Origin of the sequence: Micromonospora sp. WMMD975, assembly GCF_029581215.1 — a bacterium.
In the GTDB taxonomy this organism is placed as follows: domain Bacteria; phylum Actinomycetota; class Actinomycetes; order Mycobacteriales; family Micromonosporaceae; genus Micromonospora.
Genome location: NZ_CP120739.1, coordinates 3,244,488 through 3,262,916 on the forward strand (window position 1 = coordinate 3,244,488; position 18,429 = coordinate 3,262,916).

Annotated in this window: 16 protein-coding genes; 14 read left to right on the plus strand and 2 right to left on the minus strand. The window is 72.9% G+C overall.

From position 1 onward, the window contains the following. Positions 1 to 23 precede the first annotated feature (23 nt). The 13 genes from O7613_RS13970 to O7613_RS14030 all read left to right on the plus strand — a co-directional run bounded on the left by O7613_RS13970 (position 24) and on the right by O7613_RS14030 (position 14,316). The gene (locus O7613_RS13970; protein ID WP_282294296.1) at positions 24 to 3,275 is read left to right on the plus strand and encodes a carboxyl transferase domain-containing protein; all 3,252 of its coding nucleotides are present in this window, start codon (positions 24 to 26) and stop codon (positions 3,273 to 3,275) included. 28 nt (positions 3,276 to 3,303) lie between these two features. After that, the gene (locus O7613_RS13975; protein WP_281588035.1) at positions 3,304 to 4,278 is read left to right on the plus strand and encodes an NADPH:quinone oxidoreductase family protein; all 975 of its coding nucleotides are present in this window, start codon (positions 3,304 to 3,306) and stop codon (positions 4,276 to 4,278) included. A 10-nt stretch (positions 4,279 to 4,288) separates the two neighbouring features. Then, positions 4,289 to 5,080, plus strand: a complete 792-nt coding sequence (locus tag O7613_RS13980; protein ID WP_282294297.1) for an SDR family oxidoreductase — start codon at positions 4,289 to 4,291, stop codon at positions 5,078 to 5,080. Then, entirely contained in the window at positions 5,073 to 5,828 is a 756-nt protein-coding gene (locus O7613_RS13985) for an SDR family NAD(P)-dependent oxidoreductase (protein ID WP_282294299.1), read from the plus strand. Before O7613_RS13980 ends, O7613_RS13985 begins: the two co-directional genes overlap by 8 nt. Continuing rightward, complete coding sequence (locus O7613_RS13990) at positions 5,825 to 6,277, plus strand: MaoC family dehydratase (protein ID WP_281588031.1); 453 nt, start codon at positions 5,825 to 5,827, stop codon at positions 6,275 to 6,277. The genes O7613_RS13985 and O7613_RS13990 overlap by 4 nt, the downstream gene beginning before the upstream one ends. A 32-nt stretch (positions 6,278 to 6,309) precedes the next feature. Then, the gene (locus O7613_RS13995; protein WP_281588029.1) at positions 6,310 to 7,077 is read left to right on the plus strand and encodes an SDR family oxidoreductase; all 768 of its coding nucleotides are present in this window, start codon (positions 6,310 to 6,312) and stop codon (positions 7,075 to 7,077) included. A 1-nt stretch (position 7,078) separates the two neighbouring features. Then, entirely contained in the window at positions 7,079 to 8,146 is a 1,068-nt protein-coding gene (locus O7613_RS14000) for a phosphotransferase family protein (RefSeq protein ID WP_281588027.1), read from the plus strand. 181 nt (positions 8,147 to 8,327) lie between these two features. Beyond that, positions 8,328 to 8,840 carry a hypothetical protein gene (locus tag O7613_RS14005; protein WP_282294302.1) on the plus strand — a complete coding sequence of 171 codons (513 nt, stop codon included), beginning with the start codon at positions 8,328 to 8,330 and terminating at the stop codon, positions 8,838 to 8,840. Between the two features lie 5 nt (positions 8,841 to 8,845). Continuing rightward, positions 8,846 to 9,415, plus strand: coding sequence for an ImmA/IrrE family metallo-endopeptidase (locus O7613_RS14010; protein ID WP_282294304.1), 570 nt, complete (start codon positions 8,846 to 8,848; stop codon positions 9,413 to 9,415). 5 nt (positions 9,416 to 9,420) lie between these two features. Beyond that, positions 9,421 to 10,644 carry an MAB_1171c family putative transporter gene (locus O7613_RS14015; protein ID WP_282294306.1) on the plus strand — a complete coding sequence of 408 codons (1,224 nt, stop codon included), beginning with the start codon at positions 9,421 to 9,423 and terminating at the stop codon, positions 10,642 to 10,644. Continuing rightward, positions 10,641 to 11,567, plus strand: coding sequence for an oxygenase MpaB family protein (locus O7613_RS14020; protein ID WP_282294307.1), 927 nt, complete (start codon positions 10,641 to 10,643; stop codon positions 11,565 to 11,567). Before O7613_RS14015 ends, O7613_RS14020 begins: the two co-directional genes overlap by 4 nt. 203 nt (positions 11,568 to 11,770) lie before the next feature. Continuing rightward, the gene (locus O7613_RS14025) at positions 11,771 to 13,081 is read left to right on the plus strand and encodes an activator-dependent family glycosyltransferase (protein ID WP_281588019.1); all 1,311 of its coding nucleotides are present in this window, start codon (positions 11,771 to 11,773) and stop codon (positions 13,079 to 13,081) included. Continuing rightward, positions 13,069 to 14,316: an activator-dependent family glycosyltransferase gene (locus O7613_RS14030; protein ID WP_282294308.1), complete on the plus strand. Its 1,248-nt coding sequence runs from the start codon at positions 13,069 to 13,071 to the stop codon at positions 14,314 to 14,316. Before O7613_RS14025 ends, O7613_RS14030 begins: the two co-directional genes overlap by 13 nt. A 27-nt stretch (positions 14,317 to 14,343) precedes the next feature. On the opposite strand, the gene O7613_RS14035 is transcribed toward O7613_RS14030, so the two are convergent. Beyond that, positions 14,344 to 16,752 (minus strand): tetratricopeptide repeat protein, encoded by a 2,409-nt coding sequence (locus O7613_RS14035; RefSeq protein WP_282294309.1) that lies wholly within the window; start codon positions 16,750 to 16,752, stop codon positions 14,344 to 14,346. Between the two features lie 189 nt (positions 16,753 to 16,941). On the opposite strand from O7613_RS14035, the gene O7613_RS14040 reads away from it, so the two are divergent. Further along, positions 16,942 to 17,742 (plus strand): hypothetical protein, encoded by an 801-nt coding sequence (locus O7613_RS14040; protein WP_282294312.1) that lies wholly within the window; start codon positions 16,942 to 16,944, stop codon positions 17,740 to 17,742. An 85-nt stretch (positions 17,743 to 17,827) separates the two neighbouring features. On the opposite strand, the gene O7613_RS14045 is transcribed toward O7613_RS14040, so the two are convergent. Continuing rightward, entirely contained in the window at positions 17,828 to 18,382 is a 555-nt protein-coding gene (locus tag O7613_RS14045; RefSeq protein ID WP_281588011.1) for an LmbU family transcriptional regulator, read from the minus strand. Positions 18,383 to 18,429: the final 47 nt, after the last annotated feature.

Genomic DNA, 18,429 nt, shown 5'->3' on the forward strand with positions numbered 1-18,429 from the left:
GTGACGAGGCGGAGGAGCTGACCGTGGGGACCTACCCGGACCGCGTGCTGGTGGCCAACCGGGGCGAGGTGGCCGTTCGCGTACTACGGACGCTCGCCGACCTCGCCGTGCCGTCGGTGGCCGTGTACGCCGCCGACGACGAGCGCTGCCTGCACGTACGCCGGGCGGACCGGGCCGTGCCGCTGCCCGGCGCCGGGGTCGCCGCGTACCTCGACCAGAGCGCGCTGATCGAGGCCGCCCGGTCGGTCGGGGCCACCGCCCTGCACCCCGGCTGGGGGTTTCTCAGCGAGAACGCCGACTTCGCGAGCCGCTGCGCCGACGCCGGGCTGACGTTCGTCGGTCCGGCCCCGCAGGTGCTGCGGGTGCTCGGCGACAAGACCGCGGCCCGCGCGGCGGCGGAGTCCGCCGGCCTCCCCGTCGTGCCGGCGACCGGGCCGGCCACCCCGCCGGAGGCGATGGAGTTCCTGGCCGCCGCACCGGAGGGCATCATGCTCAAGGCGGTGGCCGGGGGCGGCGGGCGCGGGATGCGGCCGGTCACCGACCCGGCGGAGTTGGCCGCCGCGTTCGAGCGCTGCCGGTCCGAGGCGCTCGGCGCGTTCGGCGACGGCACCCTGTACGCCGAGCGGCTGCTCACCGGCCGCCGGCACATCGAGGTCCAGATCGTCGGCGACGGCACCGGAGCGGCCACCGCCCTCGGCGACCGGGACTGCAGCCTCCAGCGCCGCCGGCAGAAGGTGGTGGAGCTGGCCCCGGCGCCCGCGCTGGCCCCGCAGCTACGCGCCGCCCTGCACCACGCGGCGGTACGCCTGGCCGCCGGTCTCCGCTACCGCGGGGTCGGCACGGTCGAGTTCCTCGTCGGCGCCGACGACTTCGTCTTCCTGGAGGCCAACCCGCGGTTGCAGGTGGAGCACACCGTGACCGAGCAGGTGTTCGGCGTCGATCTCGTGGAGATCCAGCTGCGCCTGGCGGCCGGCGCGGACCTCGCCGCGGTCGGACTGGCCGGTCCCGCGCCCGAACCGGCCGGAACGGCGATCCAGCTACGCGTGACCACGGAGACGGTCCGCGCCGACGGCGGCAGCCTGCCCGCCACCGGCGTCCTCACCGCCTTCGACCCGCCCGCCGGCCGGGGCGTACGCACCGACACCCACGGCTACGCCGGCTACCGCGTCGGCGCCGGGTACGACTCGATGCTGGCCAAGGTGGTCGTGCACGAACCCGGGGGCGACCCGGCCGTCCTGCGGCGCAGGGCGTCCCGGGCGCTCGCGGAGTTCCGCGTCGAGGGGGTGGACACGAACCTCGGCGTCCTGGCGCGGCTGCTGGCGCACCCGGAGGCGACCGACGGCAGCGCCACCACCGCTTTCCTCGACGAGCACGCCGCCGAACTGGCCGCCGCGCCGGACGTCGAGCCGCTGTGGTTCCCCGGCGTCGACGTCGACCCGCTCGCCGCCGCCGAGCCGGAACCGGACGACGGCACGCTCGCCGTCCGGACCCCGATGGAGGCCACGGTCATCGCGGTTCCCGCCGGCGAGGGCGACCGGGTGACCGCGACGTCGGTCCTCGTCGTGCTCGAGGCGATGAAGATGGAACACCAGGTCGAGGCCGGCGTCAGCGGCGTGGTGGACCGGCTGCCGGTCACCGTCGGCCAGACCGTGCGGGCCGGCACGCTGCTCGCCTCGCTGGTGGTCGCCGACGCCACCGCCACGACGGAGGAGACCGCCGCCGAGTCCGACCCCGACCTGATCCGCCCCGACCTGCGGCGCGTCCTGGACCGGCAGCGCAAGACCCGCGACGAGGCGCGGCCGGACGCGGTGGCGAAGCGGCACGACCGCGGGCACCGCACCGCCCGGGAGAACCTGGCCGACCTCTGCGACCCCGGCAGCTTCACCGAGTACGGCTCGCTGGTCCTGGCCGGCCAGCGGGCCCGGCGCAGCCTCGACGACCTGATCGACCGGACGCCCGCCGACGGCCTGGTGGCCGGCGTCGGACAGATCAACCGCACCGGCTGCGTGGTGATGGCCTACGACTACACCGTGCTGGCGGGCACCCAGGGCTACAACGGGCACCGCAAGAAGGACCGCCTCTTCGAACTGGCCGAACGCCACCGGTGGCCGGTCGTCATGTTCGCCGAGGGCGGCGGCGGCCGGCCGGGCGACACCGAGAACCCGGGGGTGGCGAACCTGGACACCCGGGCGTTCGCGCTGCTCGCCCGGCTCAGCGGGCTGGTGCCGACGGTTTCGGTGGTGACCGGCAGGTGCTTCGCCGGCAACGCCGCCCTGGTCGCGTGCAGCGACTTCATCGTCGCCACCCCGGACGCGAACATCGGGATGGCCGGGCCGGCGATGATCGAGGGCGGCGGCCTCGGCGTGTACCGGCCGGAGGAGATCGGCCCGACCTCCGTGCACGCCGCCAACGGCGTGGTCGACCTGGTGGTCCCCGACGACGCGGCGGCGGTGCGGGCCACCCGCCGGTACCTCTCCTACTTCCAGGGCCGGACCGAGGACTGGGAGGCGCCGGACCAGCGTCCGCTGCGACACGCGGTGCCGGAGAACCGACGGCGTACCTACGACGTCCGCGCCGTGCTCGACACGCTGGCCGACCGGGACTCGGTGCTGGAGCTGCGGCGCGAGCACGGCGTCGGAATGATCACCGCGCTGGTCCGGATCGCGGGCCGCCCGGTGGGGCTCATCGCCAACAACCCGCGCCACCTCGGCGGTGCGATCGACGCCGAGGGCGGCAGCAAGGCGGCCCGGTTCATGGAGTTGTGCGACGCGTTCGACCTGCCGATCGTCTCGCTCTGCGACACACCTGGCTTCATGGTCGGCCCGGCCGCCGAGGAGAGCGCCCAGGTGCGGCACTTCGGTCGGATGTTCCTGGCCGGGGCCAGCCTGACCGTGCCGATGGTCACCGTGGTGCTGCGCAAGGGGTACGGGTTGGGCGCGCAGGCCATGGCCCGAGGCGGCTTCTACGAGCCGGAGCTGACGCTGTCCTGGCCCACCGGCGAGTTCGGCGGCATGGGCCTGGAGGGCGCGGTCCGGCTCGGCTTCCGTAAGGAACTGGACGCGGTCACCGACCCCGGCGAACGCGAGGCGCTCTACCAGCGGCTGGTGGCGCAGATGTACGAGCGCGGCAGCGCCCTGAACATCGCGAGCGTCTTCGAGGTGGACGACGTGATCGACCCGGCGCAGACTCGGGCCCGGATCACCGGGGTGCTGGACGCGGCTCCGCCGCCCGCACCCCGGGCCGGGAAGAAGCGACCCCTGGTACCGGCCTGGTGACCGGGCCGGGAAGAGAAGGAGGAGTCGGATGAAGGCGTGGCAGGTGACCCGGCTGGGCGAGCCCGTGGATGTCCTGGAGTGGACCGACGTGCCGGTGCCCCCGGCACCCGACGGGGCCCTTCGGGTCGCGGTCGAGGCGGTGGCCCTGAACTTCCCCGACGTCCTGCTCTGCCGAGGCGAATACCAGGACAAGCCGGAACTGCCGTTCACCCCCGGCGCGGAGGTGTGCGGGCGTGTCGTGGACGGGCCGCGGGCCGGCGAACGGGTGCTTGCCGCGCCCGAACTGCCCCACGGCGGGCTCGCCGAAGAGGTGGTCGTCGCGCCGCACCGGGTGTTCGCGATCCCGGACGACCTGCCCGCCGAGAAGGCGGCGTCGATGCTGATCACCTACCAGACCGGGTACGTCGGCCTGCACACCCGCGCCCGTCTGGAGGCCGGCGAGTGGCTCCTGGTGCACGCCGGCGCCGGCGGCGTGGGGTCCGCGGCGATCCAGATCGGCAAGGCGGCGGGCGCCCGGGTGATCGCCACGGCGGGCGGGCCGGACAAGGTACGGGTCTGCCGGGACCTCGGCGCGGACGTGGTCGTCGACTACCTGGCCGAGGACTTCGTGCCGGTGGTCAAGGAGGTCACCGGCGGGGCCGGCGCCGACGTCGTCTACGACTCGGTCGGCGGCGACGTCTTCGACAAGAGCCGCAGGTGCGTCGCCTTCGAGGGCCGGATCGTGGTGGTCGGCTTCGCCGGCGGCCGGATCGCCCAGGCCCCGACGAATCACGCTTTGATCAAGAACTACAGCGTGGTCGGCCTCTACTGGGGGCTGTACCACGTCAAGAAGCCAGACGTGATCGCCCGGACCCACGAACGGCTGATCGAGCTGTGGCGCAAGGGCCTGGTCGACCCGCTGGTCAGCGAGGTGCTCCCGATGAGCGCCGCCCCGTCCGCCCTGGCCAGCCTCGGCGACCGCCGCACCGTCGGCAAGGTCGTGCTGGTCAACAACCCCTCCTGAGGACGTACGCATGAGTGAACAGGATCTGGTCCGCGACCGGTGCGTGGTGGTCACCGGCGGCGGCAACGGTATCGGTCGGGCGATCGCCCGGAAAATGGCCGCCCAGGGCGCCCGCGTCGTCGTCGGCGACCTGGACACGGACGCGGCCGCACGGGTCGCGGCCGAGGTCGGCGGCGTGGCGGTGGGCGGGGACGCCTCGACCGACGAGGGCGTCGCGCGGTTGCTGAGCGCCGCCGGCCACGTCGACGTCTTCTTCGCCAACGCCGGATCCGGCGTGGGGAAGGGCATCGAGACACCAGACGCCGACTGGCACACCGCGCTCGAGGTCAACGTCATGGCCCACGTCCGCGCGGCCCGCGCGCTGATCCCCGGCTGGCTGGAGTCCGGCGGCGGTCGATTCGTGGTGACCGCCTCCGCGGCGGGACTACTCACCATGCTCGGCAGCGCGCCGTACTCGGTGTCGAAACACGCGGCCGTCGCGTTCGCGGAGTGGCTGGCGGTCACCTACGGGCATCGCGGCGTCACCGTGCAGGCGATCTGCCCGCAGGGGGTACGGACGAAGATGCTCGACGACTCGGGCGAGTTCCGGGACCTGCTCAGCCACGACGCGGCGCTGGAGCCCGAGCAGGTCGCCGAGGTGGTCTGGGAGGCGTTGCACGACGACCGGTTCCTCATCCTCCCGCACCCCGAGGTGCAGCGGTACTACGAGACCCGGGCGGGCCGCACCGACGCCTGGCTGGCCGGCATGCGCAAACTCCAGAAGCGGTTCGACGACGCGGAAACGGTGGTCCGGAATGACTGAGCGCAAGGTGGCCGTGGTCACCGGAGCGGCACGTGGCATCGGGGCGGCCGTGGCCGACCGGCTCGGCGCGGACGGCTACGCGGTGGCCGTCTGGGACCTCGACGCCGAGGGCTGCGAGCGGACGGTGGCCGACCTGGGCGAGCGGGGCGTCCCGGCGTGCCCGGTGGTCGCGGACGTGTCCGACGAGACCGCCGTCGAGGCCGGTGTCGAGCAGGTCGCGCAGCGGCTGGGCCCGCCGGTGGCGCTCGTGAACAACGCCGGCGTCCTGCGCGACAACCTGCTGTTCAAGATGTCGACCGCGGACTGGGACACCGTCCTCGGGGTGCACGCCCGGGGCGCCTTCCTGATGAGCCGGGCGGTCCAGGCGCACATGGTCCGGCAGCGGTGGGGGCGGATCGTCTCGCTCTCCAGCACCTCGGCGTACGGCAACCGTGGCCAGGTGAACTATTCGGCGGCGAAGGCGGCGTTGCAGGGGTTGACCAAGACACTCGCCATCGAACTCGGCCCGTTCGGGATCACCGCGAACGCGGTCGCGCCGGGCTTCGTGCAGACCGAGATGACCGCCGCCACCGCCCGCCGGATCGGCCGCCCGTTCGACGAGCTGATCGCCGACGCCGCCGCCGGGATCCCGGTGCGCCGGGTGGGACAGCCGCAGGACGTCGCCGAAGCGGTCTCGTTCTTCCTGAGCGAGCGGGCCGGCTACATCAGCGGTCAGGTGCTCGACGTGGCGGGTGGGCCGCAGGGATGAGGGTCTTCACCGGCATCGACGAGCTGCGCGCGGCCGTCGGCGAGCACCTGGGTCACAGCGACTGGCACCTCGTCACCCAGCGGCAGGTCGACACGTTCGCCGAGGCCACCGGCGACCACCAGTGGATCCACGTGGACGCGGAACGGGCCGCCGCCGGGCCCTTCGGCACCACCATCGCGCACGGCTTCCTCACCCTGTCGCTGATCCCCACCCTGGTCGCGCAGGTCTATCGGGTGGACGGGATGAGCATGGGCGTGAACTACGGCTCGGACCGGCTGCGGTTCCCCGCCCCCGTCCCCGTCGGCTCGCGGATCCGCGCCGGGGTCACCCTCACCGGGGTACGCGAGGCCCGCCGGGGCTTCCAGGTCACCTCGGACATCCAGATCGATCTGGAGACGGGCGGACCGCCGGCGTGCGTGGTCGCCGCCGTCTCCCTGCTCGTCCCCTGATCCGGCGGGCCCGAAGAACAAGGAGCGATCGCGTGCAGGATTCTTTCGAGGGCCGGACCGCAGTGGTCACCGGCGCGTCGCGCGGCATCGGTCTCGCGGTCGCCCGCCACTGGCACGACCGGGGCGGGAACGTGGTGCTCACCGCCCGTACCGCCGAGGCCGCCGAGGCCGCCGCCGCCACGCTCGGCGATCGGGCGTTCGGCTTCGGCGCGCACGTCACCTCCGAGGAGCGGGCCCGAGCCTGCCTGGAGGCCACCCTGGCGCGCTTCGGACGGATCGACGTGCTGGTGAACAACGCCGGGACCAACCCGGCCTTCGGGCCGCTGGTCGAGCAGGACCACGGTCGTTTCACCAAACTGGTGGACGTCAACCTGTGGGGTCCACTGCTGTGGACCTCGCTGGCCTGGCGGCTGTGGATGCGCGACAACGGGGGCGCGATCGTCAACGTGGCGTCGTTGGGTGGGCTGTCGGTGAGCCCCGATCTCGGCCTCTACCACGTCTCCAAGGCGGCGCTGATCCACCTGACCCGGCAGATGGCCCTGGAGCTGGCACCCGGCGTGCGGGTCAACGCCGTCGCGCCCGGCGTGGTCCGGACCCGCCTGGCCGAGGCGCTGTGGAAGGAGAACGAGACCGGCGTGAACGCGGCGACCCCGCTCGGGCGGATCGGTGAACCCCACGACGTGGCGGAGCTGGTGGCGTTCCTGGCCTCCGGCGCGGCGTCCTGGATCACCGGGGAGACGGTCCTCGTCGACGGTGGACAACTGCTCACCGGCACCGCCGTCGAGCCGGTCGGTGCCTGAGATGGCGCTTGATGTCACCGCGCTCGGGCACTGGCTGCGGCAGGCGGGACAGGAAGTCGTCGAGCCGCTGACCGCGAACCGGATCGGCCTCGGCCAGTCCAACCTGACCTATCTGCTGACCGATGCGGCAGGCTGGCGCGGGGTGGCCCGCCGCCCGCCACTCGGACACCTGCTCGCCTCGGCACACGACGTCGCCCGCGAGCATCGCATCCTGACCGCCCTGGACCGGACCGGCGTACCGGTCCCCGGCGTGTTGGGCCTGTGCCGCGACGACCGGGTCGCGGACGTTCCGGTGCTGGTCGTCAAGCACGTCGACGGCCTCGTGGTGGACCGGGTGGAGACCGCCGAGGCGATGGCCCCCGACCTGCGCCGCGCCGTCGGCCTGGAACTGGGCCGGGTCCTCGCCGACCTGCACGCCGTCGACCCGGCCGAGGTCGGGCTGGACGACCTGGCCAGCCACGCCCCGTACGCGCAGCGGCAGTTGCGGCGGTGGTCCCGGCAGTGGGCCGAGAGCCGCACCCGTGAGCTGCCCGAGTTGGAGAAGCTGACCGACCTGCTCCGGGACCGGGTCCCCGAGCCCGGTGACCTGGTGCTCGTGCACGGCGACTTCCACCTGGTCAACCTGATCGTGGATCCCTCCTCCGGCACCGTCCGCGCGGTGCTGGACTGGGAACTCTCCACGCTCGGCGACCCGCTGGCCGACCTCGGCAGCCTGTTGGCGTACTGGCAGGAGCCGGACGACCCGCCGCTGGGCCTGTTCAACGCCTCCCGCCTGCCCGGCTTCCCGTCCCGCGCCGAGATCACCGCGGTCTACGCCGAACGCTCCGGCCGGGACCTGACGGCACTTCCCTTCTGGCACGTGCTCGGCCTGTGGAAGGTCGCCATCATCCTGGAGGGCGTGTACCGCCGCGCGCTCGACACACCCGCGAACGCCGCGCGACCCGGCACCCTGCCGGACCGCGACGTCGTCGACCGTCTCGTCGCCCAGGCCTGGTCCGTCGCGCACGAAACCGGCCTCGACCGTGCGGCGGGCACGGGAACCTCCCCCGGTCCGGGAATCCGCCGGTAACGCAACGATCGGGGCCGCGCCCACGGCAGACCGGCGAACGGCGGTGGTGTGCCGCGCCCGCGCACAGGCGCCGCGCGGCGACGTGTCGCTGGTGGCGTGCGCCACGTGCATGTATCAGCGCCTGTTTTGCCGGCGCTGGTATCTGCGACACTGTTGTTTGGTCGCTGGAGGGTTGGAATTCATGGTCGACGATCGGCGCGCGGAGCAGGAGCTGCCATCCCTCGACACCCTGGCCGCCCGGCTGGAGTACCTGTTCGACCGGATCCGCCCGACACCTGAGGAACTCGGCGAGTCCGACGAACCCGGCCGCCGCTACACCAACAAGGAGATCGCCGACAAGATCAACGCCACTGCCGCCGAGACCGGCGTCTCCATCAGCGCCGCCTACATCGGAGAACTACGCCGCGGCGTGGCACGCGACCCCCGCACCTCCCACGTACGCGCCCTCGCCTCCGCCTTCGGCGTCAGCTCCGGCTACTTCGTCGACGACGCGGCGGCCCGACGAATCCAGGAACAGATCACCCTGCTCCGCGAACTACGCCGAATGGACGTCAAACAGGTCGCGCTGCGCCAGGTCCTCGCCGACAACGGCCTCTCCGCAGGAGACACCCACCTCGTCGAACAGATGGTCGCCCGGCTACGAGCCGTCGCCGACGCGGGCGGGACGAGCACCACGCCAGACAACCGCAGATAGCCGTGATGATCCTTGTGTGGCAGTACGCCGACGAGTGGGGGAACGTTGACGTGAAGTTACACCGACTACGCAAACGCTGCGAACAGATCGCCGCCGAAGTGGAAATACCCACACCATTCGACATCCAGCGACTGTGCGACCTGCTCGGCGAACGACGCGGCCGACCCATCCACCTGATGCCCATCCGACTCCCCGCCCTCACCGTCTGCGGCATGTACGTACCCACCGGGGACTTCGACGCCATCTTCTACGAACAGGACACCTCACCCCTGCACCAACTCCTCATCATCGGACACGAACTCGGCCACCTCCTCGCCGGCCACCACGCCACCACGGCCCTGGACCCCGACGCCTCCCGCCTCCTCCTACCCGACCTCGACCCACAACTGGTCCAACGCAGCCTCGGCCGCAGCAACTACGCCGCCGCCGAAGAACGCGAAGCCGAAATGATCGGCTCACTACTACTACGCCGGGCCCGCGCCGGCCACGAGGCCGAGCCGGACTCACCGCTGGACGACCGACACACCGAGTTGTACGGCCGCCTCCGGCGCTCGCTCGAACACCCCGACTGGTAGCCGAGATGGACACCGTCCTCTACACCGTCTGCGCCGTCGGTGGCTGGTTCGCCTTCGGCTACATGCTGCGGCTCCAGCGGCGGCAGCCGAGCCCGGCCCGCGGCGCGATCTGCGTGGCGCTCGGTGCCTTCGCCGCCGGGATCACCCTCGCCATCCCGCCCGTCGCGGCCGGCATCGACTCGGCGTCCGGGCTACCGAACCTGGCCAAGGTCATGTCCCACGGCTGTGCCATGACGATCGCCGCGAGCGCCGAGCACATGCTGCTGCACCTCTCCCTCCCCCCGGCGAGGGCGGCAGCCCGCAGCCGCATCTGGGTCTGGGTCACCAGCAGCGCCTTCCTCGCCATGGTCGCCCTGTTCGCCTGCACGCTCGCCTACGACCAGCCGGTGCTCCTGACCGTCGAGTACGCGCGGGATCCCGTCGTCACCGCGTACCTGCTGATCTTCATGCTGGTCGGCTTCTTCGCCTACTGCACCGACATCACGCGGTTGTGCTGGCGATTCGCCCGCATCTGCGGGCGGCCGTGGCTGCGCCGCGGCCTCCGCCTCACCGCCGTCGGCGCCGCCTTCGCGCTGCTCTACAGCACCAACAAGATCATCTACCTCATCGCCTACTGGTCCGGCTACCAACCGGCCGGCGAACGGCAGGTCGCCGCCGTCCTGGTCACCATCGCCGCGCTGCTCATGATGGTCGGCCTCACCATGCCGGCGTGGGGGCCGATCTTCACCATCACCCGACGCTGGGACGACTACCGCTCGTACCGGCAGCTCGAACCGCTGTGGCGGGACCTCGTCGCCGCCCTGCCGGAGCTGGAACTCGACCCCAGCCTGCGCCGACCCCTCAGCGCCGCCCGCGACATCGACTACGCCCTGACCCGCCGCGTGGCCGAGATCCGCGACGGTCGCCTCGCCCTGCGCCCGTACACGGACGTCAAGGTAACCGAACTGGCCGAGCGGTTCGCCGGACAGGCCGGCCTGACCGTCGACGAGCTGCGGGCCAACGTCGAGGCCGCGCACCTCGCCTGCGCCCTGCGACGCCACCGGGCCAGGCTCATGGCCGCGGTCCCCCAGCCCGCGGACGAGCTGCACCGCCCCGAAGGCGGCTACGCCGGCGAGATCGGATGGCTGGCCCAGGTCACCACCGCGTACACCCGCTCCCCCGTGGTGGCCCGCACCCTCGCCGCCGCCCGGGACGCCCCGAACCCCCGGGTTGGAGATGCCTCCCGATGAGACGGCGCCACGCGAACCTGACCCGGATCCGCACGCTGGACCCCGAGCGCGACTGGCTGGACATCTACCAGACCATGCTGCGGCTGGAGTTCCCCTGGGACATGAAGCTCGGGCTGAACCTCGCGTTCAACCGGTCCTTCTCCATCCCCACCATCGCCGCGGTGCACACCGCCACCGGTGAGCTGACCGAACGCACCCAGAAGCGCGTCGACGACACCGGCCTGCTGATGTACGAGATGGTGCTCAACGGCTTCGACCAGCCCCGCGGCCGAGAGGCGCTGCGCCGGGTCAACCAGATCCACCGCCCCTACGACATCCCCAACGAGGACTACCTCTACGTCCTCGGCTGCCTGGTGGTCATCCCCACCCGGTGGCTCCAGCGGTACGGCTGGCGCCGCCCCTGCTGCCACGAGCGGCGGGCGACCCACCTGTTCTACCGGGAGCTGGGCCGACGAATGGGCATCACCGACATCCCGGGCACCTACGAGGAGTTCGAGACCTGGTTCGACGCGTACGACGCCGCTCACCTCACACCCAACGACGACGCCGCGGCCATCGAGCGCGCGACCCGGTCGCTGCTGCTCGGCCGGATCCCCCGACCTCTCGCGCCGCTCGGCGACGGGCTGGTCAGCGCCATGTACGACGGGCGGCTGCGGCGCGCGACGCGGGTCGGCGCGCCGGCGTGGCCGGTCCGGGCCGGCCTGCACGTGGCGCTCACCCTGCGGGCCCGGCTGCAACGGTGGCTCGGCGCCCCGCCGAAGACACCGCTGTTCGCCGCCGGGATCAGGACGAAGACCTATCCGGACGCGTACGAGATCAGCGAGCTCGGGCCGCAGCCGAGCGCGACGGCCGATCGACCCGGTGACCAGCAGGAAAAATGCGGGAACGGCGGACACGGTCGCGTCGACGCGCCGTCGTGGTGACGTCCCGCCAGCGAGACAGATCCTGGCCGACGCCGTCGCCCTCTCCTATTCTCGACCCGGCCCGGCCGCATGGGAAACGCACGTCGACAAATGCGCGACATTGCTCGGCGGACGGCCCCGACGCACCATGTGCGCAATGGCGAGGGCAATGACGGATCGGGCCCGCGCCGGCGCGATCTCGACCGACCTCCGAAGGAGAAATCATGCGCGTGCTGGTGACTTCCTGCTCCGAGCGCACATTCCTCCAGATGATGGCGCCCGTCGCCTGGGCCCTGCGCACCGCCGGGCACGAGGTCTGCTTCGCCAGCCAACCCGAGCTGACCGAGCAGATCACCCGCACCGGCCTGGCCGCGGTGCCGATCGGCCGCAACCGGGGCGCCTGGCGCATCGCCGCGCTGCACGTCGACGAACGGGAGGCCGGCCGCCCCGACCTGCCGGCGCCTTACGACGCGCCGGTCCTGCCGCCCGAGAGCCGGGACTGGGCGGCGATGCGCGACGGCTACGAGGCGTTCACCACCCGCTACCACGGCGGCGGCTGGCACGTCACCGACAACTTCCCGATGATCGCCGACCTGGTGGCGTACGCCCGGCAGTGGCAGCCCGACCTGGTGCTGTGGGAGCCGACCACCTACGCCGGCGGTCTCGCCGCCCAGGCGTGCGGCGCGGCACACGGCCGTCTGCTGTGGAGCATCGACGTGTTCGGCGCGGCCCGGGAGATCTACCTCGACCTCGCCGCGCGGCGACCGGCGACCGACCGGGAGGACCCGATGGCCCGGTGGCTCGGCGGATTCGCGCGCAAGCACGGCTTCGAGTTCTCCGAGGAACTCATCACCGGCCAGTTCTCCATCGACCAGCTCCCCGGATCGTTGAGCCTGGGCGCCGCCGGCCACGACTACCTGCCGGTGCAGTACATCCCCTACGCGAGCGCCACGGTGGTGCCGAAGTGGCTGTGGGACAAGCCCGAACGGCCGCGCATCGCCGTCACCCTCGGCATCACCGCGACCGACCGGTTCAACGGCTACGCCGTCGACCTGCAGGACGTGCTGAACGCGCTGGCGGACCTCGACGTCGAGGTCGTCGCCACCGTGCCGACCAAGAACCAGGCGGAGCTGACCGCGGTGCCGGCGAACGTCCGGCTGGTCGACTGGGCGCCGCTGCACGCCCTGGTGTCGACCTGCGCGGTGGTGATCAACCACGCCGGCCCGGGGACGCTGCTGACCTGCGCGGTCGCCGGTGTCCCGCAGTTGACCCTGCCGTTCGACTTCGACGAGCCGGAACTCGCCCGCCGCGCCGCCGAGCAGGGTGCCGCCCTGGTCGTCCGGCCGCAGGAGGCGACCCCCGAGGCGATCCGGGCGGCGGTGCGGCGACTGCTCGACGAGCCCCGGTTCGCGTCCCGGGCCGCCGCGCTGCGGGACGAGATCCGGGCGTTGCCCTCGCCCAACGACCTCGTGACGGAGCTGGAACGGCGGGTCGAGCACCACCGCGCCACGCGGGAGCAGCGATGCGCGTCCTGATCACGTCCATCCCCGAGCCGACCCACGTGCTCAAACTCGTGCCGCTGGCGTGGGCGCTCCGGGCCGCCGGCCACGAGGTGCGGATCGCCAGCCTGCCGCGGCTCACCACGCTGGTCGAGGAGGCCGGCCTGACCGCCGTCCCGGTGGGACGCGACGTCGAGGTCAACCGGGCGATCAGCGCGGACGAGCGGGAGGAGCACCGGCGCGGGCTGCCACCGCCGTACCACATCGCCGAGCACGGCCCGGACGACAGCCGGTGGGCCGAGGACCTCGAGGCGTACCGGCTCTTCGTCCGCTGGGAGTTCCAACTCCAGAACCAGCCGCTCGTCGGCGGCCTGGTCGACTTCTGCCGGCAGTGGCGTCCGGACCTGGTGCTGTGGGAGCCGAACACCTACGCCGGCCCGATCGCCGCCCGCGCCTGCGGGGCCCGGCACGGCCGGGTCCTGTTCACCACCGACGTGTACGGCGTCACCCACCAGCACTTCCGGCAGCGGCTCCGGACCCGCCCGGACGGCGCGTCCGACCCGTTGGCGGACTGGCTGGGCGGCTACTGCCGGCGCTACGGCCTGGACTTCGCCGAGGACCTGGTGCACGGCGAGTTCACCGTGGACCAGTCACCGCCGTCACTGCGCCTGCGCGCGCCCGGCGTGGACTACCTGCCGATGCAGTACGTGCCGTACGGCGGACGCGCGGCCGTCCCGGCCTGGCTGTGGCAGCGGCCGAGCCGCCCCCGGGTGGCCCTGACGCTGGGCCTGAGCGCCACCGAGCACTTCGGCGGCTACACCTTCGCCGTCGGCGAGGTGCTGGACGCCCTGGCCGACCTGGACGTCGAGATCGTCGCCACGGTCGCCGGGGCGACGGCGGCCGGACCCGTGCCGGCGAACGTCCGGCTGACCGGGTTCGCCCCGCTGCACGCCCTCGCGCCCACGTGCGCCGTCGTGGTCAACCACGGCGGATTCGGCACGGTGAGCACCGTCGCGCGCTACGGCGTGCCGCAACTGGTCCTGCCGTACCACTTCGAGGGGCCGCTGCTCGCCGGCCGGCTGGCCGCGCGCGGCGCTGCCGTGGTGCTGGGTCCCGACGACGTCGGCGGCGCCGCCGTCCGGCGGCAGGTGGCGCGACTGCTCGACGAGGAGGGTTTCCGGGCCGGCGCGGCGGCGTTGCGCGACGAGATCCTGGCGCAGCCCACGCCCGCCGGCGTCGTGCCCCGGCTGGAGGAGCGGGTGCGCGGCTAGGGTGGCCACGGCTCGGCGCCGTCCGCGTCAGCCGGGGGGCGCTGCCGGCCACACGGGCGGGGTTCCGTCGAGCCGTGCCCGGACGTCGGCCGCTTCCGAGGCGCCGAGCTCGTCGAGAATGGTGAGCGCCTGCCGCCACGCGCGCCCGGCCGCCTCCGGGGAACCGGCCGCCTCATGGGTGTCGCCCAGATGGACCAACATCTCCGCCTCGTTGTTGCGCTCACCGATCCGGCGGACGAGCGCCAGCGCGCGCCGGTAGGCGGTGACCGCTTCCCCGTACCGCCGGAGCCCGTGGTGGGCGAAGCCGATGCTGTCCCAGGCCTGGGCCTGGCCGAGCAGGTCTCCGACCGCGCGCATCAGGTCGAGGGCGCGGGCGCAGGAGGCGAGCGCGACCTCGTAGTCGCCGAGCAACGCGTGCTGCCAGCCCAGACCGTTGTACGCGCGGGCCTGCCCGGGACGGTGACCGGCACGCTCGAAGAGTTCCAGCGCCCGTCGGGTGTGCTCCAACGCGGCCCGGTACTCGCCGTCTCGCTCGCAGAGCAGGCTGAGGTGGAACCGTACGTAGCCCTCGTCGACGGGCCGGTCGGCGGTGGCGAAGTTCCGCAGGGCCCGGTTGAAGTGGATGCCGGCCCGGAGTCTGCGGTTGTCGATGCTGCTGTAGGCGCGACCGAGTCCGCGATGGGCGTGGCCCTGTGCCAGCGGGTCACCGAGCCGCCGCGCCGCGGCCAGCGCCACCCGTTGCAGGGCGGCCCACTGCTGGCGGGGCACCTGGCGGTACAGCATCGGTTCGCACGCCCACGTCACTTGCCAGGCGTGGGCGTGAAAGCCGGTGCCCGCGGCGCCGTGGATCGCCGCGACCAAGGTGGTCTCCTCGGCCGCGTACCAGTCCAGCGCGGCGGCCTCGTCGCTGAGGGCGGCCACGGTCACCCCATCGTCGGGCGGCGGAATCGTGATGGTGTGACGCTGCGGGTCCAACATCCGGCCGGCGGCGTGGGCGGTGTGGAGCAGATGGTCGAGAAGCCGCCCCTGCGCCGTCCGTCGACGCGCTGCGGGATCGGTGGCCCGGGCCAGCTCCATCGCGTAGGCGCGCAGCAGATCGTGCGTTCGGTACCGGTCCCGGTGGGGCGCCGAGACGAGGTGCGCGCGGGCCAGTTCCGCCAGGGCCGGCCGGACCTGCCGCACGGGTACGCCCGCGAGGCTGGCGGCGGCGGCCACCGTGACGTCGGGACCGGGGTGCAGCCCGAGCGTCCGGAACAGGGTCGCGGCGATCGGGCTCAGCCGTCGATAGGACCAGGAGAAGGCGGTGCGGACATCGGCGCCGTCGGCGCCTGTGGACAACGTGTCGAGCACCGCGGCACCGGTCCGTAACTGCCCGGCGAGCGCGGCGAGGGGTTCGTCGGGGCGGGCAGCCGCGCTGGCGGCGGCGATGGCCACGGCCAAGGGCAGCCGGGCGCAGCGGTCGACGATCTCCGCCACGGCCGCCGGTTCCCCGGCTGCCCGGCCCGCGCCGAGCCGGGACGCGAACAGCTCCGCCGCGTCGGTGGCGGTCGGCAACTCCAGCCTCAGCGGCAGCGCGCCCTCGCCCACGACCAGGCCGGTCAACTGGTTACGGCTGGTCACCAGCGCCATGCAGGAGGGGCCCCCGGGCAGCAGCGGGCGAACCTGGCCCGGGTCGCAGGCGTTGTCCAGCACCACAAGCACCCGACGATCGGCCAGCAGGCTGCGATAGAGCGCGACGCGCGTGGACAGGTCGTCCGGCAGCCGGTGAGGGTCGGCGCCCAGCGCGATGAGGAATCCCCGCAGGGCGTTCTCGGGGGAGACCCGGGTGCCGTTCGGGTCGAAGCCGCCCAGGTCGACGTGGAGCTGCCCGTCGGGGAACCGGCCGCCGGCCCGGTGCGCCCACCACAGCGCGACAGTTGTCTTGCCGACACCGGCGGTACCGTCGATCACGACCACGGTGGCCGACCCGTCCGGCTTTCCGCAGCTCGTGGCGGCCCGGTCGAGCGTGGCCAGTTCGGCCGCCCGGCCCACCATGTGCCGGGCGACCGGAGGGAGTTGCCGGGGCACCGGCCACCGGCGGGACGCCGTCGGCGGGCGGGAACCGGTGCCACCCGCCGGGGTACGCCGGCGCTGGAAGGCGTACTCGAGCATCGCGTACCGGGGTCGCCAGGTCTCCTCGACGCCGGTACGCAGGGACAGGTGGGACAGCCGGTGGTGCGCCCGCGCGTGGTCGTGGAAGCACTCCACCAGGCGACGCACCACGTCCCAGTCGGGTGGCCGGCGAACCGTGCCGTTGAGGATCGCGCCCACCTGGCTCTTGCCGAGACCGACCCGGGCGCTCACCACCCGCAGGCTCGGTCCCCGCGCCTGCGTCCAGAGCAGCCGCAGATCAGCGCAGAAGTGCCGGAGCAGCTCGTCCGGATCGTCGGCGGGCACGGGCGTGGACCTTCCGCTCGCTCGCTGGTCGGGTCGGCCGCCGGCTGTCCGGTGCTGTCCGGCCGGGGCGGTCGGCAGTGTGCATCCGACCGGCGGCACCACGGTACCGGGACGCGGCGTGTCCGCACCGGCCACTCACCGACAACCGGATGGCCGACTCTGATGGCTCCCCGACGAGAGGGAGTAGGAATGACCCAAGGCAAGAGGAGAGCCCGGAGTCGGCCGGTACGTGTCCTGCTGGCCGCGCTGCTGTCCATCGTGGTGGTGGCGCCCACCGGCGCCCGACCGGCGTACGCGATCGCCTGGACCCAGGTGATCACCGCAGCGATCAGTGCGGTCAGTTCGTGGGTGAACGCCGGTAACACCCAGGCCGCGATCGAGGAGGCGACCCGGCAGATCCTGACCGCGGTCAACTCGGCGCGCACCGAGATCCTGGCGCAGATCCAGACGATCGCGGTGGCGCAGACCCGGGCCTGCGCCAACCATGCCGTGATCGAGTTCGCCGACATCGAGCGGATGACGCCGGACAACATGCAGCGGTTCGCCCAGGACGCCACCGGCTGCGCGGTGGCGATCGAGAGCATGATCCCCGCCCTGACCGACCCGGCGGGCGTGGACCAGCTCGGTTTCGCGATGAACATCGTGACGCCGATCGCCCTGGTGGCACGGGCCCGGACCGGCCTGACCACCGACGGGCTGACGAACACCCTGCGCTCGGCCAACACCCAGCTGGTGCCGAAGCTCGCACCGCCGTCCTGCAGCTCCTGGTCACCCGACTTCGACCCGGCGTTGCCGTTGCCCCGCAAGGGCGACGTCGTCAGCTACTACCTCTACTGCACGGCGTACAACAACGACAGCGGGTACGCGTACACGGAGGTCGTCTGGCCCAACAGGCTCCCGGTCAACGCCTTCGAGCCGGCGATCGCGGACGCCACCAGAAACACCAGCCGGGCGGTCGCCGTCGCGGTGTTGCCCATGCTGGGCGGCTGACCCAGGTCGGCGGCCCCGGGCCGGGGCGGTCCCGCGCCGGGCACCTGTCACACCTGGCTCGTCGGTGTGACAGGTGCCCCGTCGGTCAGGAGGATACGGCGGGCGGCGACTCGATCTGGGTGGCCGCGGCGCGGTCCAGGCTGTTGACGATCCACCCCATCAGGTCCTGCTGGGTCACCTCCGCGGCCTGCTGCCACAACTGGCGGCGGTCGGCGATGAGGTTGAGCTGGATCTGCACGACCGGGTCGGCCGGCTCACCGCCGTTCCTACTGGCCCGGATCTGCCGGCGCAGCTCGTTGCGCGACCAGGTGAACTGCTCGGCGCGGGTCAGCCAGAGGTCCTGCTGGTCGGTGTCGAGGCTGGCCACCTCGGCGTGGTGCTGGAAGCTGAGCCGCTCGCGACGGCGCTCCGGGGCGAACTGCCGGGCGACCCAGGCGTAGTTGCGCAGCGTCTGGTAGTCCAGCGAGGTCTCGGCGATGGCCCGCTTGTAGCGGTCCGGGAAGTTCGCCTGGCCGAAGATCAACCAGTCCCCCAGCCACCAGCCGGAGGAGTCCGTGATGACGAATATCTGGCGGCCCAGGTTACGCCACACATCGATGGGCATATCGTGCGGAATGGTGAGCGCGGTGCGCCTGGTCATCGCTTTTCCGTCGACTGCGAGCCGACCCCGGCCAGCGACCGCACCGG